This is a genomic window from Rhodovulum sp. DZ06 (assembly GCF_050586345.1).
In the GTDB taxonomy this organism is placed as follows: Bacteria; Pseudomonadota; Alphaproteobacteria; order Rhodobacterales; family Rhodobacteraceae; genus JBOCEF01.
This window is the reverse complement of sequence record NZ_JBOCEF010000010.1, coordinates 37,393-49,937: the sequence shown is the minus strand read 5'-3', so window position 1 is coordinate 49,937 and position 12,545 is coordinate 37,393. Positions and strand designations below refer to the sequence as shown.

Annotated in this window: 15 protein-coding genes; 9 read left to right on the top strand and 6 right to left on the bottom strand. The window is 70.8% G+C overall.

The annotated features are described in order from the left end of the window. Positions 1 to 43 precede the first annotated feature (43 nt). The 4 genes from ACQ5SO_RS06850 to mutM form a co-directional block, all read right to left on the bottom strand. Positions 44 to 472, bottom strand: a complete 429-nt coding sequence (locus tag ACQ5SO_RS06850) for a rhodanese-like domain-containing protein (RefSeq protein ID WP_430940840.1) — start codon at positions 470 to 472, stop codon at positions 44 to 46. Positions 473 to 1,124: 652 nt separating this feature from the next. Beyond that, positions 1,125 to 1,400 (bottom strand): 30S ribosomal protein S20, encoded by a 276-nt coding sequence (gene rpsT, locus ACQ5SO_RS06845; RefSeq protein WP_430940839.1) that lies wholly within the window; start codon positions 1,398 to 1,400, stop codon positions 1,125 to 1,127. Positions 1,401 to 1,507: 107 nt separating this feature from the next. Further along, positions 1,508 to 2,284: an enoyl-CoA hydratase gene (locus tag ACQ5SO_RS06840; RefSeq protein ID WP_430940838.1), complete on the bottom strand. Its 777-nt coding sequence runs from the start codon at positions 2,282 to 2,284 to the stop codon at positions 1,508 to 1,510. Between the two features lie 120 nt (positions 2,285 to 2,404). Continuing rightward, positions 2,405 to 3,256 carry a bifunctional DNA-formamidopyrimidine glycosylase/DNA-(apurinic or apyrimidinic site) lyase gene (mutM, locus tag ACQ5SO_RS06835; protein ID WP_430940837.1) on the bottom strand — a complete coding sequence of 284 codons (852 nt, stop codon included), beginning with the start codon at positions 3,254 to 3,256 and terminating at the stop codon, positions 2,405 to 2,407. 37 nt (positions 3,257 to 3,293) lie between these two features. On the opposite strand from mutM, the gene ubiE reads away from it, so the two are divergent. The 8 genes from ubiE to ACQ5SO_RS06795 all read left to right on the top strand — a co-directional run bounded on the left by ubiE (position 3,294) and on the right by ACQ5SO_RS06795 (position 10,057). Beyond that, positions 3,294 to 4,079, top strand: coding sequence for a bifunctional demethylmenaquinone methyltransferase/2-methoxy-6-polyprenyl-1,4-benzoquinol methylase UbiE (gene ubiE, locus ACQ5SO_RS06830; RefSeq protein ID WP_430940836.1), 786 nt, complete (start codon positions 3,294 to 3,296; stop codon positions 4,077 to 4,079). Between the two features lie 3 nt (positions 4,080 to 4,082). Continuing rightward, a complete protein-coding gene (gene ubiB / locus ACQ5SO_RS06825; RefSeq protein WP_430940835.1) occupies positions 4,083 to 5,621 on the top strand; it encodes a 2-polyprenylphenol 6-hydroxylase in 1,539 nt (512 codons plus the stop codon). Between the two features lie 161 nt (positions 5,622 to 5,782). Further along, positions 5,783 to 7,039 (top strand): bifunctional phosphopantothenoylcysteine decarboxylase/phosphopantothenate--cysteine ligase CoaBC, encoded by a 1,257-nt coding sequence (coaBC, locus tag ACQ5SO_RS06820; protein WP_430940834.1) that lies wholly within the window; start codon positions 5,783 to 5,785, stop codon positions 7,037 to 7,039. Next, positions 7,036 to 7,515: a dUTP diphosphatase gene (gene dut / locus ACQ5SO_RS06815; RefSeq protein WP_430940833.1), complete on the top strand. Its 480-nt coding sequence runs from the start codon at positions 7,036 to 7,038 to the stop codon at positions 7,513 to 7,515. The genes coaBC and dut overlap by 4 nt, the downstream gene beginning before the upstream one ends. Then, positions 7,515 to 7,964 carry an RrF2 family transcriptional regulator gene (locus tag ACQ5SO_RS06810; protein ID WP_430940832.1) on the top strand — a complete coding sequence of 150 codons (450 nt, stop codon included), beginning with the start codon at positions 7,515 to 7,517 and terminating at the stop codon, positions 7,962 to 7,964. The genes dut and ACQ5SO_RS06810 overlap by 1 nt, the downstream gene beginning before the upstream one ends. 74 nt (positions 7,965 to 8,038) lie before the next feature. Continuing rightward, the gene (gene cysK, locus ACQ5SO_RS06805) at positions 8,039 to 8,992 is read left to right on the top strand and encodes a cysteine synthase A (RefSeq protein WP_430940831.1); all 954 of its coding nucleotides are present in this window, start codon (positions 8,039 to 8,041) and stop codon (positions 8,990 to 8,992) included. 22 nt (positions 8,993 to 9,014) lie between these two features. Beyond that, positions 9,015 to 9,299 (top strand): hypothetical protein, encoded by a 285-nt coding sequence (locus ACQ5SO_RS06800; protein ID WP_430940830.1) that lies wholly within the window; start codon positions 9,015 to 9,017, stop codon positions 9,297 to 9,299. Continuing rightward, on the top strand, positions 9,296 to 10,057 hold the full coding sequence (locus ACQ5SO_RS06795) for a HesA/MoeB/ThiF family protein (protein ID WP_430940829.1): 762 nt from the start codon (positions 9,296 to 9,298) through the stop codon (positions 10,055 to 10,057). The genes ACQ5SO_RS06800 and ACQ5SO_RS06795 overlap by 4 nt, the downstream gene beginning before the upstream one ends. 391 nt (positions 10,058 to 10,448) lie before the next feature. Here ACQ5SO_RS06795 and ACQ5SO_RS06790 read toward each other — a convergent pair whose 3' ends face one another. After that, on the bottom strand, positions 10,449 to 10,748 hold the full coding sequence (locus ACQ5SO_RS06790; RefSeq protein WP_430940828.1) for a hypothetical protein: 300 nt from the start codon (positions 10,746 to 10,748) through the stop codon (positions 10,449 to 10,451). Positions 10,749 to 10,903: 155 nt separating this feature from the next. Next, on the bottom strand, positions 10,904 to 11,890 hold the full coding sequence (locus tag ACQ5SO_RS06785; RefSeq protein WP_430940827.1) for a 2-hydroxyacid dehydrogenase: 987 nt from the start codon (positions 11,888 to 11,890) through the stop codon (positions 10,904 to 10,906). 93 nt (positions 11,891 to 11,983) lie between these two features. Between ACQ5SO_RS06785 and ACQ5SO_RS06780 the strand changes: the two genes are divergently transcribed. Continuing rightward, the gene (locus tag ACQ5SO_RS06780) at positions 11,984 to 12,535 is read left to right on the top strand and encodes an SH3 domain-containing protein (RefSeq protein ID WP_430940826.1); all 552 of its coding nucleotides are present in this window, start codon (positions 11,984 to 11,986) and stop codon (positions 12,533 to 12,535) included. Positions 12,536 to 12,545 lie beyond the last annotated feature (10 nt).

The window sequence follows — 12,545 nt, the reverse complement described above, 5'->3', positions numbered from 1 at the left end:
GGGGGCAGGGGCGCCGCCGGTCTTCTTCGTCGTTGAGGGCGCGTCAGTTCTGCCGCCAGGGCAGCCCGCGCGCTTTCCATCCGTTGGACCCGCCGCGGTGGCCGTCGGCGTCAAGATCGCCTTCAAACCCTTCGGCCACGTTGATGCAGCGGATCTGTGCGCCGGCGGCCGCGAAATGGGCCTCCGCCGCGCGGGCCGCGTTCATCGAACGCGCGCCGGACCGGCAGATGAAGTAGATGGCCTTCGGGGTCGCGCCCCCGAGGGCCTCGTCGAGCGCCGCGACGAAATCGGGATTCGCCGACATGTCGGGGAATCGCGCCCACTCGATCAGGATCGGGCGGATGCCGATGGCCGAGAGGTCGGGCAGACCGACGAAGGACCATTCGGCGACGGTGCGCACGTCGACCAGGGCGGAGTCGCCTTCGGCCAGGCCCTTGAAAGCCTCGTCGGGATTCTGCTGCTCGACGGTCATGCGCGCTCCTGCTGCTGCAGCCGCCCACGGGGAAGGGCGGCCGTCCTTCGGCGATCATCCTGGGACCGTCCGCGGGCCGGCGGGGCCGGGACGGGACGGCGTCGGCCCGTCGCCGGGGCCGACCCCGCGCGCGGCCCCGGGGGGCGCGACGCGCAACGGCGGACGCACCGCGCCGGGGGCGGCGCGGAACAGTCCGGGACGCGAAACCGGCGGGCCGTCGTCACGGTCGGGCCCCTTGGAATCGCTCTCCGAGGATAGGCCCAACCCGAGGGTTTCGACAACCGGAACTCTTAACGAACGCTCTATTCGCGGGGCGGTTGCGCCGCTTGGCTCCGCTCGCGCAAGTTTTCATGTGCGAGGTGCAAGTAAACGCGATCCGCAATACTTGCGGAATTTGGTCGGCTTACTTTTGTGCGGCTTGGGCCTCGGGACTCGCATCCGGCGATTCCTCTGGCTGGGGAGACATTAGTCTCAGACGCCTTGTCCCGGCAACCGGACCAAACGTGGAACATGACGGCGGGGCGACAGGTCCGTGACGCTGGTTTCCGAATGGACGGGGCGGGCGGCGGGGCGCGGTTCGCGTCCCCCGGTCACACGAAACGCGGCCCCTTTCAGGGCCGCGTCACGCGGGATCCGACAGGTGTCGCCTGGATCAGGCGGCGGCCGTCTGCAGCGTCTTCACGCGCTGCGCGAGGCGCGAGATCTTGCGGCTCGCGGTGTTCTTGTGGAACACGCCCTTGGTCACGCCGCGCATCAGCTCGGGCTGCGCGGCCTTGAGAGCGACGGCGGCCGTGGCGCCATCGCCGGCGTCCAGCGCGCGCTCGACCTTCTTGATGAAGGTGCGGATGCGCGAGCGGCGGGCGCGGTTGACGGCGGTGCGGCGTTCGATCTGGCGGACGCGTTTACGAGCTTGGGGCGAGTTGGCCATGGGTGTGTCCCGTGAATTCTGTGTATCCTGTCGGTGTGAGCGGCGCTCTTACCGGCGAAGCGGGGAGTCGTCAAGCCCGGGGGCGCCGGGGCGCCCCCGGGAACGGCTCATTTGCCCCGGAAATGGGGGGCGCGTTTCTCGATGAAGGCGTTCATGCCTTCCTTCTGGTCCTCGGTTGCGAACAGCGAATGGAAGAGGCGGCGCTCGTAGCGCAGGCCCTCGGCCAGGGTCATCTCGTAGGACCGGTTCACCGATTCCTTGATCGCCATGGTGGCGATGGGGGATTTCTCGGCGATCTTCTCGGCGGTCGCGAGCGCGTCGTCGAGCAGCTTGTCGGCCGGCACGACGCGGGAGACGAGGCCGGAGCGCTCGGCCTCTTCCGCCGTCATGAAGCGGCCGGTCAGGTTCATCTCCATCGCCTTGGACTTGCCCACGGCGCGGGTCAGGCGCTGGGTGCCGCCGATGCCGGCCATGACGCCGAGATTGACCTCGGGCTGGCCGAACTTGGCGGTGTCGGCGGCGAGGATGAAGTCGCACAGCATCGCCAGCTCGCAGCCGCCGCCAAGGGCGTAGCCGGCCACGGCGGCGATGATCGGGGTGCGGGTGTTCGCGACGCCGTCATGCTTGTCGGTGAAGAAGTCCGACTTGAACATGTCCACGAAGCTCTGCTCCGACATCTCCTTGATGTCGGCGCCCGCGGCGAAGGCTTTTTCCGACCCGGTGAGGACGATGCACCGGACCTTGTCGTCGGCGTCGAACTTGGCGAGGGCGTCGTTCAGCTCGCCCAGCAGCTCCTGGTTCAGCGCGTTCAGCGCTTCGGGGCGGTTGAGCTTGATGAGCCCGACATGGTCGCGGGTCTCGACGATGATCGAGGTGTAGGCCATTGGGGGAAGTCCTCCGTCGGCGTCTTGAATTCGGTCCCCCCGCGATGGGGCGCGGAGGAGCGAGCGCCGCGTGTAGCGAAGCGCGGGGGGGCGTTCAAGCCTTGTTCCCGCAGCCCCGGTTCATCTCTGGCAGGCGGGGCAATGGAACGTCGAGCGGCCCGATTGCGCAAGTCTCGCGATGGATCCGGCGCATCCGTCGCGGCGGCACGGCTCCCCCTCGCGGCCGTAAACCGCGAAGCCGTGCTGAAAATATCCAAGCTCTCCGTCGGCTTGGCGATAATCGCGCAAGCTCGACCCGCCCGCCGCGATCGCCTCGGTCAGCACGTCTCGGATCGCGGCGGCGAGGATCTCGAGCCGCGCGGCCGAGATCCGCCCGGCCTGCCGCGCGGGGGCGATTCCCGCCCGCCACAGCGCCTCGCACACGTAGATGTTGCCGAGGCCCGCCACGATTCGCTGGTCGAGCAGCGCGGCCTTGGCCGAGGTCTTCCGCCCCGCGAAGCGCGCGCGCAGCAGCGCGGCGTTGAAGGCGTTGCCCAGGGGTTCGGGCCCGAGGGCGCGCAGCAGCGGGTGCTCCGCCTCGTCCCCGGCCGCGAACAGGTCCATCGCCCCGAAGCGGCGCGCGTCGTTGAAGGCGATGCGCACGCCGCCCTCCATGTCGAAGATCACGTGGTCATGCTTGCCGGGCGCCGCGCGCTCGTGGACATGCGCCGCGGTCCCGGCCCCGTCGATCAGCAGCCGCCCGGACATCCCGAGATGCATCAGCAGCACCTCGCCCGTGGACAGGTCCGCGAGGATGTATTTCGACCGCCGCCGCAGGCGTTCGACCACCGCGCCCTGAAGCCGCTCGGGCATCCGTTCGGGCAGCTTCCAGCGCAGGTCCGGGCGGCGCTGGTCGACGGCGACGAAGCGCTTCCCCTCCATCACCGGCGCAAGGCCGCGTCTTACTGTCTCGACTTCAGGCAGTTCGGGCATGTTCCGGGCGCGGCCTTCTCGGGCTATATGCCTCGTCATGACCGACGAGACCCATCCCGCCCCCGATACCGGCGCCCGCCCCGAGACCACAACCCATTTCGGCTTCCGCGACGTGCCCGAGCGGGAGAAGGCCGGGCTGGTGCGCGGCGTGTTCACCTCCGTCGCCAGCAAGTACGACGTGATGAACGACGCCATGTCCTTCGGAATTCACCGCATCTGGAAGGATGCGATGGCCGACTGGCTGGCCCCGCGGCCGGGCTCCCACATGCTCGACCTCGCGGGCGGGACCGGGGACGTGGCGTTCCGGATGCTCGACCGGATGCGCGGCACGGGGCACGTGACGGTGTGCGACCTGACCGAATCGATGCTGATCGAGGGGCAGAAGCGCGCCGAGGCCGAGGGGAAGGCGGACCGCACCGACTGGGTCGTCGGCGACGCGATGAACCTGCCCTTCGCCGACGATACCTTCGATTACGCGACCATGGCCTTCGGCATCCGCAACGTCACGCGGATGGAGGACTGCCTGTCCGAGGTTTACCGGGTGCTCAAGCCCGGCGGGCGGTTCATGATCCTCGAGTTCTCGCACATCCCCGAGGCGGGGATGCAGAAGCTCTATGACCTCTACTCCTTCAACGTGATCCCGAAGATGGGCCAGGCGATCGCGGGGGATGCGGACAGCTACCAGTATCTCGTCGAATCGATCCGCAAGTTCCCCGACCAGGAAGAGGTCGTCCGGCGGATGCGCGCGGCGGGGTACGAGCAGGTGAAGTACCGCAACCTCTCGCTCGGCATCGCGGCGCTGCATTCGGGCTGGAAGATCTGATCCATGGGCATCTTCGCCAACCTGTGGCGGCTGGCCCGGACCGGCGCCACCTTCCAGCGCACCGGCGCGCTGGCCGACGCGCTGGGAGAGGTCGACGCCCCCGCCCCGGTGCGCCTCGCCGCGCGGGTGCTGTTCGCGCCGCTCGGCCCGCTGGGGCTGAAGGGCGACCCGGAGCTGCCCCCCGTGGTCCGCGCGCTGACCGCGCTCGGCCCGGCTTACGTGAAATTCGGCCAGATCCTCTCGACCCGTCCCGACGTCGTCGGCGCGCGCCTCGCGCGGGAGATGCGGGTGCTCCAGGACCGGATGCCCGCCTTCAGCCAGGCCGAGGCCGAAGCGGCGGTGGAGCGGGAGCTGGGCCGCCCGGTCTCCGAGCTGTTCGCGGAATTCGGCCCGCCGGTGGCCGCCGCCTCCATCGCCCAGGTGCATCCCGCGCGGGTGGCCGAGACGGGCGAGGCGGTGGCGGTGAAGGTGCTGCGCCCCGGCGTCGAGAAGGCCTTCCGCAAGGACGTGGACGCCTTCTGGTTCATCGCCAACCTGATCCACGTCCTCGCGCCCAAATCCCGCCGCCTGCGCCCCCGCGCCGTCATCCGCCACTTTGAATCGGTGGTGATGACCGAGCTGGACCTGCGCCTCGAAGCCTCCGCGGCCGCCGAGTACCGGGCCAATTCCGAGGGCGACAAGGGCGTCAGCAGCCCCGCCGTCCACTGGCCCCTCTCGGCCCGCCGGGTGATGACCACGGAATGGGTCGACGGAACGCCCCTGGGCGACGTGGAGGCGCTGCGCGCCACCGGCATCGACATGGAGGCGATGGGCGCCCTCGTCGTCCAGACCTTCCTGCGCCACGCCCTGCGCGACGGGTTTTTCCACGCCGACATGCACCAGGGGAACCTGAAGGTCTCCCCGGCGGGCGAGTTGGTGACGCTCGATTTCGGGATCATGGGAAGAATTGATCCCTATACGCGGCGCGTCTACGCAGAAATTCTTCTCGGGTTCCTGCGCAAGGACTATCGCCGCGTCGCCGAGGTGCATTTCGAGGCGGGCTACGTCCCCGCGGACCAGGACCTCGAGACCTTCGCCCAGGCGCTGCGCTCGATCGGGGAGCCGATCTTCGGCCAGCAGGCGGACCGGATCTCGATGGCCAAGCTGCTGGCGCATCTGTTCGACGTGACGGAACGCTTCGGGATGCAGACGCGGACCGAGCTGATCCTGCTGCAGCGGACCATGGTGGTGGTCGAGGGCGTCGGGCGCACGCTGGACCCGCATCTCAACATCTGGACCACCGCCAAGCCGGTGGTCGAGGAGTGGATGCGCGACAATCTCGGCCCCGCGCAGATGCTGCGGGACATGAAGGCGACGGCGCAGGTGCTGGGCCGGTTCGGCCCCCGCCTGCCCGAGATCGCCGAGCGCGCGCTGATGAAGCTGGCCGAGCCCGAGGCGCCGCCCGCCCCGGCCCGCCTGCCCGCCGCGGCGCTGTGGCTGGCGCTGGGCGCGGGGCTCGGCGGCGGCGTGGTCGGCGCGCTGCTGGTGGCGCTGCTGGACTGACGGCCACGGGCGGCCGCGGCGGCGGCGCGGCGGCGCTCACGCCCCGCGCCGCCCCCCGTGCGCCCCTCGTGCGCCGGGCGGACCCCGCGGCGCCTTGCCATGCGGCGGGGCGGCTCTTAAGGTTTCGCCCGTGGGCTGCAAGCCCTTTTACGGAAAGAGACATGGCGGAACCCGGGCGCATTCTTCTGATCATCGGCGGCGGCGTCGCCGCCTATAAATGCCTCGACCTGATCCGCCGCTGGCGCGAGCGGGGCGGGACCGTGACCCCTGTCATGACCCGTGCGGCCGAGGAATTCGTCACCCCCCTGTCGGTCTCGGCCCTCGCGGGCGAGGCGGTCCACCGGGACCTGTTCGACCTGACGGCCGAGGCGGAGATGGGGCATATCCAGCTCTCCCGCGCCTCGGACGTCATCGTCGTCGCGCCCGCCACCGCCGACCTGATGGGCAAGATGGCGCACGGGCTGGCCAACGACCTCGCCTCGACCCTCTTGATGGCCACCGACGCGCCGGTGCTGATCGCCCCCGCCATGAACGTGCGGATGTGGGAGCATCCGGCGACGCAGCGGAACCTCGCCACCCTCCAGGCCGACGGCGTAACCGTGGTCGGCCCCGGGACCGGCGCCATGGCCTGCGGCGAGTACGGCCCGGGCCGGATGGCCGAGCCGCTGGAGATCCTCGAGGCCGCCGAGGCCGTCATCGCCGCCCGCCGCGGCCCGCGCCCCCTGTCGGGCAAGCGCATCCTGATGACCTCCGGCCCGACGCATGAGCCCATCGACCCGGTGCGCTACATCGCCAATCGCTCCTCCGGCGCGCAGGGCACGGCGCTGGCCGAGGCGCTGGCGGCGCTGGGCGCCGACGTCCATTTCGTCACCGGCCCCGCCACCCATCGCCGCCCGAAAGGCGTGACGGTGGTCGAGGTGGAAAGCGCGCGCGACATGCTCGCCGCCGTCGAAGCGGGGCTGGAGACCCCCGCCGACGCGGCGGTCTTCGCCGCCGCCGTCGCCGACTGGCGCACCGCCTCTGCGGCGGGCAGCAAGATGAAGAAGGACGGCTCCGGCCAGCCGCCGCCGCTGACCCTGGCCGAGAACCCGGACATCCTGCGCACCATCTCGCGCCGGGACGCGGGCCGCCCGCCGCTGGTGGTCGGCTTCGCCGCGGAAACCGACGACGTGATCGCCCACGCCACGGCGAAACGCCTGCGCAAGGGCTGCGACTGGATCGTGGCCAACGACGTCTCGCCCGCTTCCGGCGTCATGGGCGGGACCGAGAACGCCGTCACCATCATCACCGCGGACGGGTCCGAGAGCTGGGAGCGCGCCCCGAAGGACGCCGTGGCCCGGCGCCTCGCGGCCCGCATCGCCGCGGCCCTGACCGAGGACAGCCCGGCCCCCCGGGCCGCTGCGGGAGGCGCGTCATGAGAATCTCCACCGCGCTGCCGCCGATCGAGGTGCGCATCCGCAAGCTGCCCCATTACGACCCCGCGCTGGCGCTTCCGGCCTATGAAACCCGCGGCGCCGCGGGCATGGACCTGCGCCTGTGCGCCGAGGACCGCGGATCGGTCACCCTGGCGCCCGGCGCCCGCGCGATGCTGCCCACGGGCCTCGCCCTCGCGCTTCCCGACGGGGTCGAGGCGCAGGTGCGCCCGCGCTCCGGCCTCGCCGCCCGGCACGGGGTCACGGTGCTCAACGCGCCCGGCACCATCGACTGCGACTATCGCGGCGAGGTGAAGGTGATCCTGGTCAATCACGGCGACGCGCCCGTCACCTTCGCCCATGGCGACCGGATCGCGCAGATGGTGTTCGCCTCCTGCCTCCAGGCCGCCTGGGTCGAGGCCGAGGAGCTGGACGAAACCCGCCGCGGGATCGGCGGCTTCGGATCCACGGGGCAGGGCTGATGATCAGGCTTTCGCGCAAGACCATGCTGGCCATCGAGGCCGTGACCGACGTCGCCTACAACGCCCGCCCCAACCCGGTGCAGGCGCGCGACATCACCGAGCGCCAGGGCATCCCCCAGCGCTACCTTGAACAGGTCATGCAGCAACTGGTCCGCGCGGGCGTCCTGAAGGGCGTGCGCGGGCCGCGCGGCGGCTACACCCTGGCGCGCGAACGCCGCCGGGTGACCATGGGCGACGTGGTGCGCGTGGTCGCCGCCCTCGAGGCCGAGGGCGACGAGGAGGTCGCGGGCGGCGAGCTCGGCTCCAAGGTCGTGGCCCCGTTGTGGGAGGAGCTGCAGGGCGACCTGCTCTCGCGCCTCGACGCGGTGACCATGGAAGACCTCTGCCGCGAAGCCGCCGCGCGCGGCGTGCGCCGGGCCGACGAGGCCCGCGCCGATTTCGAAATCTGACCCCGCACCTGCGCGCCGGCGCGCCGCATGCGCCGCGATCCGCGCGAAAAGACCATTCCACGGGAGGGACCCTGATGAACGTCACGCCGCCGCGCGGCCGCATCTATGACGACGTCACCCAGACCATCGGCGGCACGCCGCTGGTGCGCCTGTCGCGCTTCGCCGAAGGCCGGGGCCTGGACGCCGAGATCTGCGGAAAGCTCGAATTCTTCAACCCCATCGCCTCGGTCAAGGACCGCATCGGCGTCGCGATGATCGACGCGCTGGAGGCGGAGGGCCGCCTGAAGCCCGGCGGCGCGATCATCGAGCCGACCTCGGGCAACACCGGCATCGCGCTGGCCTTCGCCTGCGCCGCGCGCGGCTACCGGCTGATCCTGTGCATGCCCGAAAGCATGTCGATCGAGCGGCGCAAGATGCTCGCCCTGCTGGGGGCCGAGCTGGAGCTGACCGACGCCGCCAAGGGCATGAAGGGCGCCATCGCCCGGGCCGAGCAGATGGCGGCCGAGATCCCCGGCGCGATCATCCCGCAGCAGTTCGAGAACCCCGCCAACCCCGCGATCCACGCCGCCACCACGGCCGAGGAGATCTGGGCCGACACCGGCGGGCAGGTCGACGTCTTCGTCTCGGGCGTCGGCACCGGCGGCACGCTGACCGGCACGGGGCGGGTGCTCAAGGCCCGCAACCCGGAGGTGAAGATCGTGGCGGTGGAGCCCGAGGACAGCCCGGTGCTGTCGGGCGGAGAGCCGGGGCCGCACAAGATCCAGGGCATCGGCGCGGGTTTCGTGCCCGGCATCCTCGACACCGGCCTGATCGACGAGGTGCTGACCATCGGCAACGAGTCGGCGCTGGAGACGGCGCGCGAGGTCGCGCGGGTCGAGGGGATCCCCGTCGGCATCTCCTCGGGCGCCGCGCTGGCCGCGGCGGCGGAGCTGGCCGAGCGGCCGGAGATGAAGGGCAAGCGCATCGTGGTGATCCTGCCCAGCTTCGCCGAGCGCTACCTGTCCACGACCCTGTTCGACGGGCTCTGAGGCCCGGGGGATCCAGGGAAACATGCCCGAACTCGCGATGGTGGAGGTGTTCGCCTGGCCGCTTCTGGCGGCCGGGTTCGCCTGGTTCTTCTTGGGCCGCCGCGCGGCGCTGGCCGCGGCCCCGGCGGCCTTCGCGCTGCTGGTCGCCGCGCTCTGGTTCGCCTCTCCGCCCGGCGGCGGCAACCGCGCGATGCTGGCCCGGATGGGCGAGGCCGCGCTCTGGGCCGTGGCCCTCGGCATCCCGGCCTTCTTCTATGCGCGCGTGGTCGCGAAGGCGCGCCGCGCGGCGCGAGAGAGGGACGAATGAGCTTTTCCGACGCCGAGCTGGAGCGTTACGCCCGCCACATCGTGCTGCGCGAGATCGGCGGCCCCGGGCAGAAGCGCCTGAAGGCCGCGAACGTGCTGGTGGTGGGGGCCGGGGGCCTCGGGGCCCCGGCGCTGATGTATCTCGCCGCCGCCGGGGTGGGGCGGATCGCCATCGCCGATGACGACGCGGTCTCGCTCTCCAACCTCCAGCGCCAGGTCATCCACGACACCGCCGCCATCGGCCGGCCCAAGGTCGACAGCGCCGCCGAGGCGCTGGCGCGAATCAACCCCGAGGTCGAGGTCGAGCGGATCGAGGCGCGGGTGACCGAAGACAACGCCGCCGCGCTGCTGGACGGGCGGACGCTGGCGCTCGACGGCACCGATTCCTTCGCCACGCGGCGGCTGGTGAACCGGGCCTGCGCCGCGGCGCGGGTCCCGCTGGTCTCGGCCGCGCTGGGGCAGTGGGAAGGCCAGCTTTCCGTCTTCGCGCCGTGGGAGGGCGGGCCCTGCTGGGAATGCGTGTTCCCCGAGGACCCGGCCCCCGGCCTCGTCCCGAACTGCGCCGAGGCGGGGGTGCTCGGCGCGCTGGCGGGCGCCATGGGCGCGCTGCAGGCGGCCGAGGCGGTCAAGCGCATCACCGGGGCGGGCGAGGGGCTGGTCGGGCGGCTGGCGCTGTTCGACCTGCTGGGCGCGGAGTACCGCACGATCAGGGTGAAAAAGCGCGACGGCTGCGCGTGTTGCGCGGCGGCGGGCCTGTAGCGCCCGGGCGGCGCGCCCCGCTGCGGGGCGGCAGGCGGGGGCGCAAACGTAAGGCGCGGCCGGATCGCTCCGGCCGCGCCTTGCTCCTCTGTCTGCGACCGGACGCTTCACGGGGCGTCCGGAAGGATCGACTCAACCCTAAGAAGAGCTGAATATTTTAGACGCAACCGTTGCGAAAATGATTGCTGCCAGTCCCAACTCAAAAATCGGACTGTCGATAAGCCAAGCGAACTGGTCGCCCGCGATCTGGTCGATCAACCCAGGTGGGGCGACGGACTTGCTGACCATGATGGCCTCCTGTCCGAGTGTCGCCGTGCGCCTATCTTATGATCGCGAATCTATACCCGCAACAACTTTGTTAACCTTTTAAGTCACGGCCTAAATGGAGGCTTCACCCCGCCTTTAACTGCCGTTCATTTCGCAATTTCGCGAGTTCGCGGGCAAGAAGTTCGGCCTCTTCTTCTTCCTTGAGGTGTTTCGCGGCTTTTGCTTTCGCGCGTTGGGCGCGCGTGTAGGAGGAAATCGCCGTCCACAGGAACAGGACCACGATCAACAGCATCACGCCGCCCCATAGGCGGGGGTCGGACAGGGCCGCCGAGGCCCAGGCGTCGAAACGCTCAAGCATCGTCGGTTCGGCATCGGGCGCATAGGCGTGGTCGATGTCGAGCGATTCGAGTTTGGAAATGGGCATGGTCTGCGAAGCCTCCGCGAAATTCATGTTTCGTTAACATGTCTTTCGCGGGGCCGCGAGTCAGATCGGCGTCGCCGGGTCGTGAAAGCGGGCGTGAACCGGGGCGAATCGGCGTCGCGGGGACCGCGGCGGCGCCCCGGTCCCCGCCCCGCGCCTCAGATCATCGAGGGGGTCACCTGGTCCGGCGGCCGGTGGCCGTCGGCGAAGGTCTTGATGTTGATGATGACCTTCTCGCCCATCTCGATCCGCCCTTCCTCGGTGGCCGAGCCCATGTGCGGCAGCAGCACCACGTTGGGCAGGCCCTTGAGCTTGGGGTTCACCGCCGGCTCGCGCTCGAACACGTCGAGGCCCGCGCCCGCGATGGCGCCCGACTGGATCTCGCGCGCCAGGGCGTTCTCGTCGATCACCTCGCCGCGCGAGGTGTTGACGATGATCGCGCCGGGCTTGAGCAGCTTCAGCCGCCGCGCGTTCAGCAGGTGGAAGGTGGCGGGCGTCGCCGGGCAGTTGACCGAGATGTAGTCCATCCGCGCCAGCATCTGGTCGATGCTCGCCCAGTAGGTCGCCTCGAGGCCCTCCTCGTGATGGCGGTGCAGGCGGCGGCGGTTGTGGTAGTGGATCTGCATCCCGAAGGCGCGGGCGCGGCGGGCGACGGCCTGGCCGATGCGGCCCATGCCGAGGATGCCGAGCCGCTTGCCGGTGATCCGGTGGCCCAGCAGCGCCATCGGCGACCAGCCGTCCCATTCGGGCGCGTCCATGACCGCGAGGCCCTCCTTCAGCCGCCGCGGGACGGCGAGCATCAGGGCCATGGTCATGTCGGCGGTGTCCTCGGTCAGCACCCCGGGGGTGTTGGTGACCATGATCCCCCGCTCGCGCGCCGTGGCGACGTCGATATGGTCGACGCCCGCGCCATAGTTCGCGATCAGGCGCAGGTTCTCGCCCGCCTGGGCGAGCATGCGCTGGTCGATCTTGTCGGTGACGGTCGGCACCAGCACGTCCGCGCGCTGGAGGGCGTCGACCAGCTGCGCCTCGGACATCTTCTCGTCCGACAGGTTCAGCTCCACGTCGAACAGCTCGCGCATCCGGGTTTCGACCGGCTCGGGCAGGCGGCGGGTGACGACGACGCGGGGTTTGGGCGCGGGCATGGGGTTCTCCTGCGTGGCGGCTCGTGCGATATGATTAGCCAAACCCGCGGGCCGGGTCCACGGGCGAGCAACATTATTGCGGAGACGTTTTCGATGGCGGGTGCGAAGCGGGGCGCGGGGCGGGCCGCGGCGGCCGGGGCGATGGTCTGCGCGGCGCTCGGGGCGGCGCTGTGCGCGGGCTTTCCCGGCGCGGCCTCGGCTGCGGGAGAGGCGGGCACGGGCCCCGTCACCGGCTTCCAGCTGCCGCGCTATGTCAGCGTTAAGGCGGACGAGGCCAACGTGCGCCGCGGCCCGTCCAACGACCACCGCATCGACTGGGTCTTCGTGCGCAAGGGCGTGCCGCTGCGGGTGGTGGGCGAGCACGGGCCGTGGCGGCGGGTCCAGGACGTGGACGACGTGACCGGCTGGGTCCACTCGATCCTGCTGTCGGGAACCCGCACCGCCATCGTCACCGCGCCGGAGAAAAGCGCCCTGCTGGCGCGGCCCGAGCTGGGGGCCGAGGCGCGGGCCGAGCTTCTGACCGGGGTGATCGTGCATCTCGAGGAATGCCGCGCCGTGTGGTGCCTGGCGGAGGTCGAGGGCCACGAGGGCTGGATCGCCAAGGGCGACCTCTGGGGCGTCGACGCCAACGAGATGTTCGACTGAGGGGGACTGG